17 protein-coding genes and 1 riboswitch are annotated in these 15,156 nt (G+C 51.2%); of the genes, 15 read left to right on the top strand and 2 right to left on the bottom strand.

Annotated elements, in window-relative coordinates:
* The first annotated feature begins 6 nt into the window (after positions 1–6).
* The 10 genes from ACTTK7_RS05945 (at position 7) to ACTTK7_RS05900 (ending at position 9,253) form a co-directional block, all read left to right on the top strand.
* A complete protein-coding gene (locus tag ACTTK7_RS05945) occupies positions 7–834 on the top strand; it encodes a purine-nucleoside phosphorylase (RefSeq protein ID WP_462866652.1) in 828 nt (275 codons plus the stop codon).
* Positions 835–1,650, top strand: a complete 816-nt coding sequence (locus tag ACTTK7_RS05940) for a purine-nucleoside phosphorylase (RefSeq protein ID WP_462866594.1) — start codon at positions 835–837, stop codon at positions 1,648–1,650.
* 29 nt (positions 1,651–1,679) lie between these two features.
* On the top strand, positions 1,680–2,981 hold the full coding sequence (locus ACTTK7_RS05935) for a pyrimidine-nucleoside phosphorylase (RefSeq protein WP_462866593.1): 1,302 nt from the start codon (positions 1,680–1,682) through the stop codon (positions 2,979–2,981).
* 93 nt (positions 2,982–3,074) lie between these two features.
* A complete protein-coding gene (gene lysA / locus ACTTK7_RS05930; RefSeq protein ID WP_462866592.1) occupies positions 3,075–4,400 on the top strand; it encodes a diaminopimelate decarboxylase in 1,326 nt (441 codons plus the stop codon).
* 15 nt (positions 4,401–4,415) lie between these two features.
* Positions 4,416–4,853 carry a peptidylprolyl isomerase gene (locus ACTTK7_RS05925; RefSeq protein WP_022792317.1) on the top strand — a complete coding sequence of 146 codons (438 nt, stop codon included), beginning with the start codon at positions 4,416–4,418 and terminating at the stop codon, positions 4,851–4,853.
* A 74-nt stretch (positions 4,854–4,927) separates the two neighbouring features.
* Positions 4,928–5,077: riboswitch (FMN riboswitch) on the top strand.
* Positions 5,078–5,244: 167 nt separating this feature from the next.
* Complete coding sequence (gene ribD, locus ACTTK7_RS05920; RefSeq protein WP_462866590.1) at positions 5,245–6,327, top strand: bifunctional diaminohydroxyphosphoribosylaminopyrimidine deaminase/5-amino-6-(5-phosphoribosylamino)uracil reductase RibD; 1,083 nt, start codon at positions 5,245–5,247, stop codon at positions 6,325–6,327.
* A gap of 4 nt (positions 6,328–6,331) precedes the next feature.
* Positions 6,332–6,931 carry a riboflavin synthase gene (locus tag ACTTK7_RS05915; RefSeq protein WP_462866588.1) on the top strand — a complete coding sequence of 200 codons (600 nt, stop codon included), beginning with the start codon at positions 6,332–6,334 and terminating at the stop codon, positions 6,929–6,931.
* Positions 6,932–6,961: 30 nt separating this feature from the next.
* Entirely contained in the window at positions 6,962–8,170 is a 1,209-nt protein-coding gene (locus tag ACTTK7_RS05910) for a bifunctional 3,4-dihydroxy-2-butanone-4-phosphate synthase/GTP cyclohydrolase II (RefSeq protein ID WP_322525185.1), read from the top strand.
* 12 nt (positions 8,171–8,182) lie between these two features.
* Positions 8,183–8,656 carry a 6,7-dimethyl-8-ribityllumazine synthase gene (gene ribH / locus ACTTK7_RS05905; protein ID WP_462866586.1) on the top strand — a complete coding sequence of 158 codons (474 nt, stop codon included), beginning with the start codon at positions 8,183–8,185 and terminating at the stop codon, positions 8,654–8,656.
* A gap of 219 nt (positions 8,657–8,875) precedes the next feature.
* A complete protein-coding gene (locus ACTTK7_RS05900) occupies positions 8,876–9,253 on the top strand; it encodes a GNAT family N-acetyltransferase (protein ID WP_462866585.1) in 378 nt (125 codons plus the stop codon).
* 56 nt (positions 9,254–9,309) lie between these two features.
* Here the strand turns inward: ACTTK7_RS05900 and ACTTK7_RS05895 are convergent, their stop codons facing one another.
* Positions 9,310–9,840 carry a DUF309 domain-containing protein gene (locus ACTTK7_RS05895; RefSeq protein ID WP_462866584.1) on the bottom strand — a complete coding sequence of 177 codons (531 nt, stop codon included), beginning with the start codon at positions 9,838–9,840 and terminating at the stop codon, positions 9,310–9,312.
* Between the two features lie 134 nt (positions 9,841–9,974).
* Between ACTTK7_RS05895 and ACTTK7_RS05890 the strand changes: the two genes are divergently transcribed.
* Positions 9,975–10,715 (top strand): segregation/condensation protein A, encoded by a 741-nt coding sequence (locus tag ACTTK7_RS05890; protein ID WP_462866582.1) that lies wholly within the window; start codon positions 9,975–9,977, stop codon positions 10,713–10,715.
* A complete protein-coding gene (scpB, locus tag ACTTK7_RS05885; protein WP_462866581.1) occupies positions 10,712–11,284 on the top strand; it encodes an SMC-Scp complex subunit ScpB in 573 nt (190 codons plus the stop codon). Before ACTTK7_RS05890 ends, scpB begins: the two co-directional genes overlap by 4 nt.
* Here scpB and ACTTK7_RS05880 read toward each other — a convergent pair.
* Positions 11,269–11,796: a hypothetical protein gene (locus ACTTK7_RS05880; RefSeq protein WP_462866580.1), complete on the bottom strand. Its 528-nt coding sequence runs from the start codon at positions 11,794–11,796 to the stop codon at positions 11,269–11,271. The genes scpB and ACTTK7_RS05880 overlap by 16 nt on opposite strands.
* An 83-nt stretch (positions 11,797–11,879) precedes the next feature.
* Here ACTTK7_RS05880 and ACTTK7_RS05875 point away from each other — a divergent pair, with 83 nt between their 5' ends.
* The 3 genes from ACTTK7_RS05875 to ACTTK7_RS05865 all read left to right on the top strand — a co-directional run bounded on the left by ACTTK7_RS05875 (position 11,880) and on the right by ACTTK7_RS05865 (position 15,147).
* Complete coding sequence (locus ACTTK7_RS05875; protein ID WP_322525178.1) at positions 11,880–12,593, top strand: pseudouridine synthase; 714 nt, start codon at positions 11,880–11,882, stop codon at positions 12,591–12,593.
* 92 nt (positions 12,594–12,685) lie between these two features.
* A complete protein-coding gene (locus tag ACTTK7_RS05870; RefSeq protein ID WP_022792306.1) occupies positions 12,686–13,405 on the top strand; it encodes a response regulator transcription factor in 720 nt (239 codons plus the stop codon).
* Positions 13,402–15,147, top strand: coding sequence for an ATP-binding protein (locus ACTTK7_RS05865; RefSeq protein WP_462866578.1), 1,746 nt, complete (start codon positions 13,402–13,404; stop codon positions 15,145–15,147). Before ACTTK7_RS05870 ends, ACTTK7_RS05865 begins: the two co-directional genes overlap by 4 nt.
* Positions 15,148–15,156: the final 9 nt, after the last annotated feature.

The raw sequence follows: 15,156 nt of genomic DNA, 5'->3' as shown, positions 1-15,156 counted from the left end.
TTGAGTATCCAGCAGCAAACCAAAGAAGCAGTTCAATACATTCAGTCCAACATCTCCGCTGTACCGACGACCGGGCTCGTGCTCGGGTCCGGTCTGGGGGTGCTGGCCGATGAGATTAAAAACCCAGTCGTTCTAAAATATGAAGACATCCCGGGCTTTCCCGTTTCCACGGTGGAGGGCCACGCGGGCCAGCTTGTATTCGGTGAGCTTGAGGGTATGCAGGTGGCAGCGATGCAGGGACGTTTTCATTACTATGAAGGCTACTCCCTCCAGGAAGTGACGTTTCCAATACGGGTAATGAATGCACTCGGAGTGAAGCGGCTTCTTGTTACCAACGCTGCTGGCGGCGTGAATCATGACTTTGAACCGGGTGATTTAATGATTATTGATGATCACATCAACTGGCTTGGCGCTAACCCGCTTATTGGGGAAAACGATGCAGAGCTTGGACCCCGGTTTCCGGATATGAGCTCAGCGTATTCGAAAGGGCTCGCCAAAATTGCTGACGAGGCGGCGCTGTCGCTGAATATTCGAATTCAGCGCGGCACTTACATGGCAAACACCGGCCCGGCCTATGAAACTCCAGCAGAGGTCCGCATGGCACGGGTGCTGGGAGCGGACGCCGTTGGTATGTCCACAGTACCGGAAGTAATTGTTGCCGTTCATGGAGGCATGGAAGTCCTTGGCATTTCCTGCATTTCAAACCTGGCAGCTGGAATGCTTGACCAGCCGTTAAGCCATGATGAAGTCATGGATACGACTTCAAAGGTCCAGGAGGACTTCTTGAAATTAATGAAAGAAACCCTTCGCCGGATCGCACAGGAGGATGCCTGAATGAATGCTGTAAAAATAGAGGAAGCAAAGGATTATATCCAGTCGAAATACAGTGCAGCGCCTGAGGTCGGCATGATTCTTGGCTCCGGACTCGGCGATCTGGCTGACGATATTGAAGCAGCCACTGTAATCCCGTATGAAGATATTCCACATTTCCCTGTCTCGACAGTGGAAGGCCATGCCGGGCGTCTTGTGCTCGGCGAGCTCGAAGGAAAAACAGTTGTAGCGATGCAGGGCCGCTTTCATTACTATGAAGGCTATTCGATGCAGGAGGTGACATTCCCGGTCCGGGTGATGAAAGCGCTCGGCGCCGAGTTTTTATTTGTCACCAATGCGTGCGGAGGAATGCAGTCGTCGTTTCGGCCGGGAGACTTAATGGTGATTGAAGATCACATAAACTTTACCGGCACCAACCCGCTGATCGGCCGGAACGACAGCGATCTCGGACCGCGTTTTCCGGATATGAGTCAGGCGTACGATCCAGTGCTCCGCGGTAAAGCGTTCCAGGCCGCTGAAACGCTTGAAATTGACTTGAAGCGCGGCGTCTACGGCGGCATCGGCGGTCCAAACTTTCTGAGCCGGGCAGAATTAATCCTGCTTCGGAACGTCGGCGCTGATGTAGTGGGCATGTCCACGGTGCCGGAGGTAATTGTGGCCCAGCATGCCGGGCTGCGCGTGCTCGGTGTTTCATGTATTACTGATATGGCTGTCGGCGAAGAAATCGTCAGCATATCCCACGAGGAAGTGATGGAAACGGCAGCCAAAACCAAACCGATTTTTATCTCTTTAATGAAAGAAATCGTCAAAAATACGTAATCAACAGCAATTTGTAAAGGGGCCATACTATGAGAATGGTGGATATTATTGCAAAAAAGCGCGATGGAAAAGAACTGAATGAAGAAGAAATCCGCTGGTTTGTGGAATCTTACAGCAGCGGCGAGATACCGGATTACCAGGCATCGGCATTTGCGATGGCGATTTACTTTCAGGATATGACCCAGAAGGAATCTGCCGCGCTCACCTACGCGATGGCAGAGTCCGGCGATCAGCTCGACCTGTCGGCAATCGAAGGGATCAAAGTGGACAAGCACTCCACCGGAGGCGTCGGCGACAAAACGACGCTGATCATCGGACCGATTGTAGCAGCATGTGGCGTTCCTGTAGCGAAAATGTCCGGGCGCGGACTCGGGCACACCGGAGGTACGATTGATAAGCTGGAGAGCTTCCGTGGGTTTGAAACAGAGATTCCAAAGGAAGAGTTCGTCAGTCTTGTCAATGAGCATAAAATTGCTGTCGCAGGCCAAAGCGGCAACCTCACCCCTGCAGACAAAAAGCTTTACGCGCTCCGGGACGTGACGGCAACCGTAAACTCCATTCCGCTGATTGCAAGCTCGGTGATGAGTAAAAAAATCGCAGCCGGCGCAGATGCGATCGTGCTTGATGTAAAGGCGGGCTCAGGCGCCTTTATGAAAGAAGTGGAGGAAGCCAAGCGTCTGGCGGAAGCGATGGTGGAAATCGGTCAGTCGCTCGATCGTAAAACGATGGCAATCATTTCCAATATGGATCAGCCGCTCGGCCGGACTGTCGGGAACGCGCTCGAAGTAAAAGAAGCAATTGAAACGCTTCAGGGCAACGGGCCGGAGGATCTGCACGAGCTGAGCGTCACGCTTTCCTCCTATATGCTTGTTGCAGGCGGCAAAGCTGATACGCTTGAGCAGGCGGAAAAAATGGTGCTTCAGGTGATTGAAAACGGGGACGCGCTTGAAAAAATGAAAGCATTTGTGAAAAATCAGCACGGTGACGCCTCCGCTGTGGATCACCCGGAGAGTCTTGCTGCTGCTGAGCACCGGGTAGAAGTGAAGGCGGAAGCCTCCGGCTACGTGCACGGTATTGAAGCCGAAGAAATCGGCGTCAGTGCAATGCTTCTCGGAGCCGGACGGGCCACCAAGGATGACGAGCTTGATTACAGTGTGGGGATCGAACTGACGAAAAAAATCGGTGACGCTGTACAAAAAGGCGATACAATTGCTGTCATGCACGTAAACGCCCAGGACAGCGCTGAGAGCGCCAGGAAAATTTCTGAAGCCTTTACGATTGCAGAAGCTGCGGTGGAAAAACCAGTCCTCATTTATGAAACCGTGCAGTAATTGCACGGTTTCTTTACTTGCATAAAGCTTTTGTCTTTTTCGGAAGCGTGCTAAAATAAACGAACGAGGAGGAGCAACGAAGGAGAGAATAATATGCAGCTTCATGGAACGCACCATATAAATGAACACGGCCACCTGGAGATTGGCGGGGTGGATACCGTTAACATAAAGCAGGAGTACGGAAGCCCGGTTTACGTCTACGACGTCGCTTTGATGCGGGAGCGTGCCCGGGGGTTTCAGCAGGCTTTTGAAGATAACGGGATGACGTATCAGGTGGCCTACGCGAGCAAAGCCTTCAGCTGCGTTGCAATGTCACAGCTGGCGAAGGAAATGGGGCTCAGTCTGGATGTGGTTTCCGGGGGTGAGCTGATGACGGCATCAAAAGCCGGTTTTCCGATGGAAAAGGTTCATTTTCACGGTAACAATAAAAGCGAAGCAGAAATCGCTCTTGCCATTGAGCTTGGCATCGGCTGTTTTGTGATTGATAATTTTCATGAGATTCAATTGATTGAGCAGCAGGCGGCCAGGCAGCAGACGCAGGTGGAAGCGTTGATCCGGACGACGCCGGGCATCGAGGCGCACACCCATGAATACATTTCCACCGGGCAGGAGGATTCAAAGTTTGGCTTTGACCTGACGTCCGGCCAGGCAGATCAGGCTATTTACCGTCTGCAGCAGAGTCCGTCCATCAACATTAAAGGCGTGCATTGTCATATCGGTTCGCAGATTTTTGAAACGAGCGGATTCACCATGGCTATCAAAAAACTGTTTGATCAGTTTGTGCACTGGCAGGAGCATCTGCAGTTCACGCCGGATGTGCTGAACTGCGGCGGCGGCTTTGGGATCCGCTATGTGGAAGGGGACGAGCCGCTCGCCCCGGAGCAGTACGTGCAGGATATGATTCAGTCGGTCAAACAGGAGGCGCTCCGGACCGGCATGGATGTACCGGAGATCTGGATTGAGCCTGGAAGGTCCATCAGCGGCGATGCCGGCACGACGTTATATGACGTAGGATCGAAAAAAGATATTCCCGGTGTCCGCCGGTACATTTCCGTGGATGGCGGAATGTCCGACAACATCCGCCCGGCATTGTATCAGGCAGAGTATGAAGGCATTCTTGCCAACCGGGGCCATGAAAAAGCCGATGATACGTTTTCGGTCGCCGGCAAGCTTTGTGAAAGCGGTGATATGCTGATTTGGAATCTGCCGCTTCCGGAAGTGAAAACCAATGATACGCTGGCGGTTTTCTGTACAGGAGCCTATGGGTACTCCATGGCCAACAATTACAACCGTCTCCCGCGCCCGCCGGTCGTTTTCGCCGAAGACGGGGAATCGCACCTGGTCGTTCGCGGGGAGACGTACGAGGACATTCTTCAGTATGACCTGTCCTATGAGCCGGCAAAGGCAAAAACAAAATAAAAGGGGTAGAGAGAGATGAAAAAAGGTAAAATCGCATTTGAAAACGGAGAAACAGTAACATTGGAATTTTTCCCGGAGGACGCACCGGGTACAGTGAAAAACTTTGAAAGCCTGGCAAATGACGGCTTCTATGACGGTCTTACGTTCCACCGCGTAATCCCGGGTTTTGTTGCCCAGGGTGGATGCCCGAATAACCGCGGAGACGGCGGCCCGGGGTACACGATCCCGTGTGAAACAGAAGGGAACCCGCGCACCCACGAAAGAGGCTATCTGTCGATGGCGCACGCCGGAAAAGACACCGGCGGCAGCCAGTTCTTTATTCTATTTGACCAGCAGCCGCACCTGAACGGCGTGCATACGGTATTTGGCCGTGTGACAGATAACATGGACCAGGTGGACCGTATTCAGGCGCAGGATGTTATGAAGGAAGTGCGGGTCTGGGACGAAGCATAAGCTGAATCTTTTGACGGATATATGAGAACGTAATAAAATGTATTTTAACTTCATACGGTACGTTGATTGCGATCAACATCCTTCGGGGTCGGGTGCAAGTCCCAACCGACGGTGATAAAGCGAATGCTTTTCAGTCCGTGACCCGGTAAGCGCTGCTGGCGTGGACGGTGGATTCAGTGCAACTCTGAAGCCGACAGTAACAGTCTGGATGGGAGAAGGAAAACCGTATTCGAAAAAATTCTGTTTTTCTGTCAGCAGGCGTAATGCCGCAGAAGAGAACTGGAATATTATTTTGGATACGTATGTATAAAAGCCCCCGAATGAACATTCGGGGGCTTTTTTTATTTCTGTAATCAATAGCAGCAAGTAAAAATAAAGGAGGTCCGGCCATATGGATCATACCTGGATGCACACAGCACTCGAACTGGCACGCTCGACGGAAGGGCAGACTTACCCGAATCCAATGGTCGGTGCCGTCGTCGTTAAAGATGGGAGAATCGTCGGGATGGGAGCGCATCTTCGCTCCGGGCAAGCACATGCAGAAGTCCATGCGCTCGCGATGGCAGGGGACGAAGCTGAAGGAGCATCGATTTACGTCACTCTTGAGCCCTGCAGTCATTACGGCCGTACTCCGCCATGTGCCAAACAGATTATTGAAGCAGGCATTGTAAAAGTAGTGGTGGCAGCGTCAGACCCGAATCCGCTTGTAGCAGGGAAAGGCATACAGATGATGGAAGAAGCAGGTCTTGAAGTGGTGACGGGAGTCAGGCAGGAAGAAGCGGCTTACTTAAACCGGAAATTTTTTCATTTTATTAAAACTGGCCAACCATACGTGACGGCTAAAACAGCTTCTTCCCTTGACGGAAAGACTGCTACGGCCACGGGCGAAAGCCAGTGGATTACCGGAAAAGAGGCCCGGGAGGATGTTCACCGGGAAAGGCGCCGGTGTGACGGCATATTAGTCGGAATCGGAACTGTGCTGAGCGATGATCCGTCCCTTACGGCCCGTGTTCCGGAAACGGGAGTGACGCCGGTACGGATCGTGCTGGACAGTGAACTCCGAATGCCGGAAAACAGCCGGATGCTGAAGGACTCCTCAGCTCCGGTCTACGTTTTGACGAACGGGCCGGCTGATGCTGAGAGGCAGCGCCGCCTGGAAGAAGCGGGAGCTGAAGTAATTCCAGTCGCCTCCGGCATGAAAAATATTTCCGCGGTGCTGGATGTGCTCGGTGAAAAGAAAATCGTTTCATTGTTTGTGGAGGGAGGGGCCGGTGTTCTCGGCTCCTTCCTGGAAGCCGAAGTGATTCAGGAATATTTAATGTATGTAGCGCCGATAGTGATTGGCGGAGAAAATGCACCCGGAGTCTATCAGGGAAATGGTATTTCGACGCTTCAGGAGGCCCGGGCGTTTTCATTGATAAAAGAAGAAACATTCGGGCAGGACCGAAAATATACAATGCAGGCCGGGGAGTGAAAGCATGTTTACAGGAATTGTAGAAGCGACAGGAACAGTATCAAAAATGACGCATCAGGAAAATTTAATTCAGCTTGAGCTTGAGAGTGATCTGGATACGGAAAGTATTCACATTGGCGACAGCATCGCGGTAAATGGCATCTGCCTCACGGCAACGGCTAAAAACGGCCGGTGCGTCTACGTAGACGTGATGGCTGAAACGCTCAAGCATACGAGTCTGAAATATATGGAAGAAGGCACACGCGTAAACCTTGAGCTTGCGATGCAGGCCGGAGGACGGTTTGGCGGGCACTTTGTCCAGGGACATGTAGATGCTACAGGAACCATTGCTTCCATTGAAGAGGAAGAAAATATGATTTACGTGCACGTACAGACGCCGAAGGAGCAGCTCCGCTACATGACCAATAAAGGCTCCGTCACGGTCGATGGCATCAGCCTGACAATTTTCGGAGTGGACGACGAAAAAGAAACCTTTACTCTTTCGATTATTCCGCATACGTGGCAGGTTACCAACCTGGCAGATAAACAGGCTGGTGATCTGGTCAATATTGAATGTGACATGCTTGCCAAATATACAGAACGTCTGTTAACTGTAGATAAATAAAACCTTTGCAAAGAAAGTAGGAACGATACCATGGAGGAACGACGCTGGTTTGACCCCATTGAAGAAGCGTTAGATGAACTGAGAAACGGGCAGGTGGTGATCGTCTGTGATGACGAAGACCGGGAAAACGAAGGAGATTTCGTCGCCCTGTCGGAAAACATTGATGCCCAGACAATTAATTTTATGATTACGTATGGCCGCGGTCTCGTCTGCACGCCGATTACAGAAGAGCAGGCCGGGCGTCTGCAGCTTCAGCCGATGGCTGATCAAAACACTGATCCGCACGGTACTGCTTTTACGGTGAGCGTCGACCATGTGTCGTCCAAAACCGGTATCAGTGCCTCCGAGCGGGCGCTGACGATCCAGCATCTTGCCAATCAGACCGCAGAACCGGGAGATTTTCAGCGTCCGGGCCATGTGTTTCCACTTATTGCAAAAGAAGGCGGGGTCCTGCAGCGGGCCGGTCATACGGAGGCTGCGATTGACCTTGCGCGCCTGTCCGGAAAAACAGCGTCAGGAACGATTTGTGAAATTACACGAGAAGACGGGGAAATGGCCCGGGTGCCGGAGCTGCGCGAAATCGCTGACCGGTTCGGGTTAAAAATGGTAACGATTAAAGACTTAATCAGCTACCGCCGCCACCGCGAAAAACTGGTGAAGCGGGAGGCGGATACGAGCCTTCCGACCGAATTTGGTGATTTCCGGGCACTTGGTTTTACTTCCTCCATTGATGGGAAAGAAATGATGGCGCTTGTAAAAGGGGAGATCGATCCGGAGGAAGAAACACTGGTCCGAGTTCATTCGGAATGTCTGACTGGGGACGTCTTCGGTTCCAAGCGTTGTGACTGCGGACCGCAGCTGCAGGCAGCGCTGATGCAGATTGAAAAAGAAGGCAAAGGTGTACTGCTTTATATGCGCCAGGAAGGACGCGGCATTGGGCTGATCAATAAGCTAAAAGCTTATGAGCTTCAGGAGGCGGGCTATGATACGGTGGAAGCAAACAAAAAGCTCGGTTTCCCGGACGATCTGCGTGAATACGGGATCGGTGCCCAGGTGCTCCGCGACATTGGTGTAGGAAAAATGAAGCTGCTCACCAACAATCCGAGGAAAATAACGGGTATCTCCGGCTACGGCCTTGAAGTGACACAGCGGATTGCGATACAGCTGCCGCTGCAGGAGGAAAATGAGAAATATATGCGTACGAAGTTTCAAAAATTGGGACACATGCTTCATTTTTAGGAGGAAAATAGAATGACAACTACTATTGAGGGCAACGTAAACGGCAGTGGACAAAAAATTGCGATCGTTATAGCACGTTTTAACGAATTTATTAACAAACAGCTGCTCGAAGGAGCGGAAAGCACGCTGATACGCAGCGGGCTGAAGGAAGAAGATATAGATGTTATCTGGGTGCCCGGGGCATTTGAAATTCCTTTTGCCGCCCAGCAGGCAGCAAAAACGAAAAAATACGATGCGATTGTGGCTATTGGCACCGTTATCCGCGGCGCTACTCCACATTTTGACTATGTATGCAGCGAATCCGCTAAAGGAGTCGCAAATGTATCCCTTCAGGAAGAGCTTCCGGTCATTAACGGCATCATCACGGTGGAATCCATTGAACAGGCGATTGAACGGGCCGGCACAAAAGCTGGAAATAAAGGATCCGAGGCAGCTATGGGTGCCGTGGAAATGGCCAGTCTTGCAAAAAAAATCCGCATGGAGTAAAATAAATCACACGGTTTAAAGCCTTGTGATTTTGGTTTGAGTGATTACACGTGCATGAGCGGTGATGAGCGGCTTTCAGTTATATTTACCTATATTCCTCTTGCATTTCTGTCCAAAAGCGTGTATGGTCAATGGTGAATTTGGATACTGGTTTGCGTAAATAATGGAAATGAAGACAAATTTGTCTGAAATTCTGATCACAATGAGGGATAATTGGTTATGTTGATTAAGTATAAACAATCCTATAAAAAAATAGCGATGGGGCTTCTTTCGTACATGCCGGAAGAAAAAGATGTAAAAAAGCTCCAGGAAACGGTCCAAAAGTATGAAGAAACAGATGACTGGCAGCTGTTTATGTGGAAGGAAGACGATGATATTGTCGGAGTCGTCGGTCTGCGTTACACCGAAAACGGAGAAGCAGAGCTTCGCCATGTATGCGTGAATCCATCCTACCGGGATGAAGGCATCGGTAAAAAAATGGTGCAGGCGGTCAGAGGCCGTCTCGACCGGGATCTGGTTGCAAGCAAGGAAACGGTCCAGTTCCTGCAGGTGTGCGATGAGCATCAAAAAGATATTCTGGAAAATGAAGTGAACTAATACCCACCCGCCGGTGAACGGCGGGTTTTTTAATGGAAATACGAAGAATACCCGGATTACAGACCTCCGCTCCGGCGCTGCTTGTTCCGGATGCGGAGCTGTTTGTCTCGTTCATGAACGATATCGGTGCGGTCACGGAGCACGTGCTTGTGGACGAGGTCCGTGTCTTCAAGCGGAGAGGCCTGCAGCCAGGGCATTTCTTTTTGTTCACACACACGAATGCACTGGGCTTCCAGTTCGGGATCCATTATCGGCAGGTTCATGTCCCGGAACGGCTCTCCGAGGTGTTCGAGCTGTTCCCGGGTAGCCTGCAGCAGCCTCTCGGCGTCGAGACCAAGCGCCTGCAGGCGCTTGGGGAGCGGCCCGAGAATCACGCCGGCGTTTTTCAGGCACTTGGAAGCACCAGTAAGATTTCCCCGCCGCTCGTGGTACAGACCAACAGCGATCTGAATCAGACCGGGCCATACAGGATCACGCTCTCCGGAAGGAGCTTCTTTCCAGTGGTCCTCAAGTATTTCGTGGCATTCAAAGTAATCGCGGGTGCTGTGAAATTCGACAAGAAACAGAATGTAGGCGTCTGGATACATACAGTGGTTTCTCCTTTCAAAAATCATTGATAGAACTGATTGTATCAAAAACATACGGGGAAAACGCATGCCCTGCTTACAGCGGATATGATATACTTGCAACAGCACTCAACAAGTGATGAAGGATGGGAACTATGTCCGAGCAGTATAAAGTGAAAATTGATCAATTTGAAGGGCCGCTTGATGTGCTGCTTCATTTTGTTCAGCAGGCGGAGATGGATATTCAGGATATTCCGCTCGCTGCCATTACGGATCAGTATTTGCAATACGTACGGACCATGCAGGAGCTTGAGCTTGATGTGGCGGGGGAGTATCTCGTGATGGCTGCTACGCTTTTGCAGATCAAAAGCCAGACCCTGCTGCCTGTGACAGCTGATGAAGAGGCCTGGATTGAGGAAGAAGACCCGAAAGAACAGCTGATCGAGCAGCTTGAAGAATACAAGCGCTATAAAGAAGCAGCCGGGAAACTGCAGCAAAAAGAACAGCAGCAGCAGCAGGTGTACAAAAAACCGCTCAGCGAATGGAGCACCGGGGAAGAAAAGGAAGAAAGTCTTCCAGAGGGGCTGACGGTGTATGACATGGTGGCAGCGTTTCAGAAGATGAAAGAACGGGCAAAAAACGCCCATCCCCCGCAGGCCACTGTCCGGGCGGATGAATATTCGGTGGAAGACCGGATGACAGAGGTGATGGGAGAAGTCGAACGGCTTGATGCCTGTTCATTTTACCAGCTGTTTGAAGAAACGAGAACGAGACCGCAGATGGTGGTCACATTTCTTGCTCTGCTCGAACTGATGAAACAAAAGCAAATTCGCTGCGAGCAGGCGCACAATTTTGATGATATAACGATTCAACTGGCAGAAAAGGTGAAGGTATGAAACGGGAAAAAACGATAGAGGGGACGCTGGAATCCCTGCTGTATATTAGCGGAGATGAAGGCCTGGAGGCAGAACAGGCTGCCAGAGCGCTCGGTATAGAAACGGAAACGGCCCGCGAACACTTAATCTCCTTAAAGGATGCCTGGTCTGAGCGGGAAGGCGGCCTGCAGATAACCCAGGCGGAAAATACATTTTTCTTCGCGACAGTACCCGGGGCAGCGGAAGCGATTGAACAGTACAGTGAGCAGCAGAACCGGCAGACGCTAAGCCAGGCAGCCCTGGAGACACTTGCCATTATTGCGTACAATCAGCCGGTGCTGCGGGCGGACATCGATCAGGTGCGCGGAGTAAAATCGGACCGGGCGCTGCAGACCCTGCTCACCAAAGGACTCGTCAAAGAATTTGAGCGTACCCAGAAGCCGGGGAGGCCGATGTCTTTTGTAACGTCCACCCGCTTTTTAGAGTATTTTGGACTTGAAACCCTGGAAGAACTGCCGCCGCTCGAAGATGAAGAACAGCCGGAACAGGCGGATCTGTTTTTCCGGGAACTGTATCAAGATGAAGAATAAGTGAAAAGCGCTGATAAGCGCTCTGCTTCCTGGTACAGTGACTTAGTGGCGGCGTGGACAGTTTCCCAACTGTCAGCGCCGTTTTGTGCGTTTGATACAAATACGGTTTTCCAGCTGTTTGTACTGGTTTTCCAGTACGAATCAAGGTATATGCGGTAGCGCTGGAAAAATTGCCGCAGCTCGTCTGCTTCGCGGGACGGAAAGGCAGTGTGAAGCTGGTCTTCCGAAAAATGCAGAGCGTGCTCGGACTCCCGGACAGCCCGGGGGTGGGGCGCATTGAACTGCCGGAACAAAGCATCTTTCACTGTCATGAACCGGATGTAGATGTCCTGCTCGACGGAGGCAGCATAAGCCTGTGCCCGGGCGGTTTCTGCCTCGGTCTCGAGTCGGTTTACGCGCAGTTCCACTTCCCGCAGCTGTCTGGATGTACGGTGGGTGCGGACAGCGTACCAGGCGGTTATCCCGGTAAGAAGCAGCAGAACTGCATAAAGAATCAGAAAATGAAATGTCATGTGGAACGCTCCTTTCTCCGTATTGTAGCGGAAGCAGGACGAAAATAAAATAAGCAGAAAAAACTGTATGAGGAGGCCTATCTATGGAAAGATTACAAAAAGTGATTGCCCAGGCCGGCATCACTTCAAGAAGAAAAGCAGAAGACTATATTACGGACGGCCGGGTGAAGGTGAACGGCAAAACAGTCAAAGAGCTAGGCAGTAAAGTCGGTATCAATGACCAGGTGGAAGTGGACGGCATTCCGCTCACGAAGGAAGAACCGGTCTATTATTTACTATACAAGCCGAAGCAGGTTATTTCCGCGGTAGCGGATGATAAAAACCGCAAAGTGGTCACCGATTTCTTCCCCGAAGTTAAGGCACGTATTTTCCCCGTCGGCCGGCTGGATTACGACACTTCCGGGCTGCTGCTTTTAACGAATGACGGCGAATTCGCCAATAAAATGATGCACCCAAAAAGCAATGTAAAAAAGACGTATATCGCGAAGGTGACAGGCAAACCGTCCGCAGAAAAGCTGCAGCTTCTCCGCCACGGCATTGAGCTTGACGGGGTAAAAACGGCTCCTGCGAAAGTGAACGTTAAGTCCGCCAATAAAAAAGGCAACAGCTCGATTATTGAAATTGTGATCCATGAAGGAAGAAACCATCAGATCCGACGTATGTTCGAAAAGATCGGACACCCGGTGGAAAAGCTTAAGCGCGAGCAGTACGCTATGCTCGATCTGCTCGGAATGAATCCAGGGGAGACCCGGCCGCTGAAGCCAAAAGAAGTTAAACAGCTCAAGGATCTCGCCTAAAAGTTCATTAATGTTTCAGACCTGCCGCTTGGAATCTCGGTCTGGCGGCGGGTAAAATGAATGCATAAGCTTTTTAGACAGGAGAGGATTTCATGGACCAGCAGACAACAATATTAGTCGTAGACGATGAAGCCCGGATCCGCCGGCTTATCCGGATGTATTTAGAGCGCGAAGATTTTTTAATTGAAGAGGCGGAAAATGGAGAAGACGCTCTTGCGATGGCCCTGGAAAAGGATTACGACGTTATCCTGCTTGATTTAATGCTTCCCGGCATGGACGGCGAAGAAGTATGTGAACAACTGCGTGAAACGAAAGCGACGCCGGTCATTATGCTGACAGCTAAAGGAGAGGAATCCAACAGAGTACAGGGATTTGAGGTAGGGGCTGATGACTACATCGTCAAGCCGTTCAGCCCGCGCGAGGTAACGCTGCGCGTAAAAGCGCTGCTCCGGCGTTCATCGTCCACTAAATACATGAAGCCGGAAGCATCTGCCAATGAAGTACTCGTTTTCCCGCATTTAACGATTGATAACGATGCCCACCGGGTAACAGTGGACAATAAAATCATCGGGCTGACGCCGAAGGAGTACGAGCTGCTGCTGTATCTGGCCCAGTCGCCGGATAAGGTATTCTCCCGGGAGCAGCTGTTGAAGGACGTATGGAAATACGATTTCTTCGGGGATCTCCGGACGGTGGACACGCACGTAAAGCGACTGCGTGAAAAGCTTAATAAGGTTTCTGAAGACGCTGCAGACATGATCTCAACAGTTTGGGGCGTCGGTTATAAATTCGAGGTGGAGCAAAAGCAATGATCTGGCGCAGCGTCGTCGGAAAGCTCTGGCTGACTATACTGGGACTGTTAACGGTAGTCCTGTTAATTCTTACTATCCTGCTGCTCCAGTTTTTCGAGCAGTTTAATATTTCGGAAGCAGAAAACCAGTTAACCAACAATGCTGAGATCATTGCTACATCGCTGCAGGAAGAAAATACCCTGGAGAGCTCGCAGTCGGTCATTGATCAAATTGCCGGTACGTACAATTCGGAAGTGATGGTGTTTATCGATGGAGACCTTTGGTACGGCTCTGGGGGCGGGGACGGTCTGGCAGCCTCTGATGTTCAGAATAGTAATGAACTCGGCCGGGTGGCCGAAGAACGGGAGCAGGTTACGGTTCACGACACCTTTTCCATGGATGGCGGCGAAGACGAGATATTTGCTGTCGGGGAGCCGTTTACGACAAATGCCGGCCGTGAAGGGGAAGTGTATGTGTATCAGTCGCTCTCGGTCATTGAAGAGACCACCGGGGAAACAAAGCAGATAATCCTGCTCTCAGCCGGTATTGCAATTATTTTAACTACCGTTTTTGCTTTTTTTCTGAGTACCCGTATTACAGCACCGCTCCGGAAAATGCGTGAGCTTGCCCTCAATGTGCTGAAGGGGGATTTCGACTCCAAAGTGCCTGTAGTCAGCAACGATGAGATTGGTCAGCTTGGCAACGCATTTAACCGGATGCGCCGGGAGCTGTCGCATAATCTCACAGCGTTAAATCAGGAAAAAGAACAGCTGAGCCGCATTCTCCAAAGCATGGCTGATGGGGTGATTACCTTTGACCGGGGAGGGACGATGGTGCTGACGAATCCCCCGGCGGAATACTTCATCCGCTTGAACCAGCTCGAGGATAAACAGGAAGCGAGCTCGCTTCCGGCGGAAGTTACCAGCCTGTTTGAAAAAGCAGTGGAAACAGAAATGGAACAGCTTGATGAGTTTGAGGTGCAGGGGCGCAGCTTTGCGGTGCTGGTCACCCCGCTTTATGGCAATGAAGACGTACGCGGGGCGGTAGCCGTAGTCAGGGATATGACGGAAGAACGGCGGCACGATAAACTGCGTAAGGACTTTATCGCTAACGTATCCCACGAGCTGCGGACACCAATCAGCATGCTCCAGGGGTACAGTGAGGCCATCGTGGATGATATTGCAGCGACGGAGGAAGAAAAGAAAGAGATCGGGCGCATCATTTATGATGAATCGCTGCGCATGGGGCGTCTGGTGAATGAACTGCTTGATCTTGCCCGGATGGAAGCCGGCTACCTGAAGCTCGAAAAAGAGGAGGAGGAAGTAACATCCTTCTTTCAGCGGGTGGAACGGAAATTCCAGGGCCTGGCTGATGAATCTGAGGTGCAGCTTGATCTGGATCTTCATGCCCCGGAACCATACGCCTATATTGATGTTGACCGGGTAGAGCAGATTCTGACAAACCTGGTCCACAATGCGATTCGTCATACTGAAGCAGGGGGAGTCATTACCATCAGGGCTGTAAACGGGGAGTCGCTGCATATGGAAGTCAGCGATACAGGCAGCGGAATCTCGAAAGAGGACCTGCCGTATGTATTTGAACGTTTTTATAAAGCAGACAAAGCAAGAACGCGGGGCAAGGGAGGCACCGGGCTCGGACTTGCCATAGTTAAAAATATTGTCGACGCCCATCACGGAGCTATTGCAGCAGAAAGTGAGCCGGGAGAAGGGACGACGTTTTATATTGATCTGCCGAATAAGTAAAGCCAGAGG

Source organism: Marinococcus tarijensis, from assembly GCF_054971385.1.
This window is presented reverse-complemented; position numbering and strand designations above follow the sequence as displayed.

Coding starts and splice junctions, on each gene's coding strand:
- ACTTK7_RS05940 (WP_462866594.1), top strand. CDS start 835: ATGAATGCTGTAAAAATAGAGGAAGCAAAGGATTATATCCAGTCGAAA.
- ACTTK7_RS05935 (WP_462866593.1), top strand. CDS start 1,680: ATGAGAATGGTGGATATTATTGCAAAAAAGCGCGATGGAAAAGAACTG.
- lysA (WP_462866592.1), top strand. CDS start 3,075: ATGCAGCTTCATGGAACGCACCATATAAATGAACACGGCCACCTGGAG.
- ACTTK7_RS05925 (WP_022792317.1), top strand. CDS start 4,416: ATGAAAAAAGGTAAAATCGCATTTGAAAACGGAGAAACAGTAACATTG.
- ribD (WP_462866590.1), top strand. CDS start 5,245: ATGGATCATACCTGGATGCACACAGCACTCGAACTGGCACGCTCGACG.
- ACTTK7_RS05915 (WP_462866588.1), top strand. CDS start 6,332: ATGTTTACAGGAATTGTAGAAGCGACAGGAACAGTATCAAAAATGACG.
- ACTTK7_RS05910 (WP_322525185.1), top strand. CDS start 6,962: ATGGAGGAACGACGCTGGTTTGACCCCATTGAAGAAGCGTTAGATGAA.
- ribH (WP_462866586.1), top strand. CDS start 8,183: ATGACAACTACTATTGAGGGCAACGTAAACGGCAGTGGACAAAAAATT.
- ACTTK7_RS05900 (WP_462866585.1), top strand. CDS start 8,876: ATGTTGATTAAGTATAAACAATCCTATAAAAAAATAGCGATGGGGCTT.
- ACTTK7_RS05895 (WP_462866584.1), bottom strand. CDS start 9,840: ATGTATCCAGACGCCTACATTCTGTTTCTTGTCGAATTTCACAGCACC.
- ACTTK7_RS05890 (WP_462866582.1), top strand. CDS start 9,975: ATGTCCGAGCAGTATAAAGTGAAAATTGATCAATTTGAAGGGCCGCTT.
- scpB (WP_462866581.1), top strand. CDS start 10,712: ATGAAACGGGAAAAAACGATAGAGGGGACGCTGGAATCCCTGCTGTAT.
- ACTTK7_RS05880 (WP_462866580.1), bottom strand. CDS start 11,796: ATGACATTTCATTTTCTGATTCTTTATGCAGTTCTGCTGCTTCTTACC.
- ACTTK7_RS05875 (WP_322525178.1), top strand. CDS start 11,880: ATGGAAAGATTACAAAAAGTGATTGCCCAGGCCGGCATCACTTCAAGA.
- ACTTK7_RS05870 (WP_022792306.1), top strand. CDS start 12,686: ATGGACCAGCAGACAACAATATTAGTCGTAGACGATGAAGCCCGGATC.
- ACTTK7_RS05865 (WP_462866578.1), top strand. CDS start 13,402: ATGATCTGGCGCAGCGTCGTCGGAAAGCTCTGGCTGACTATACTGGGA.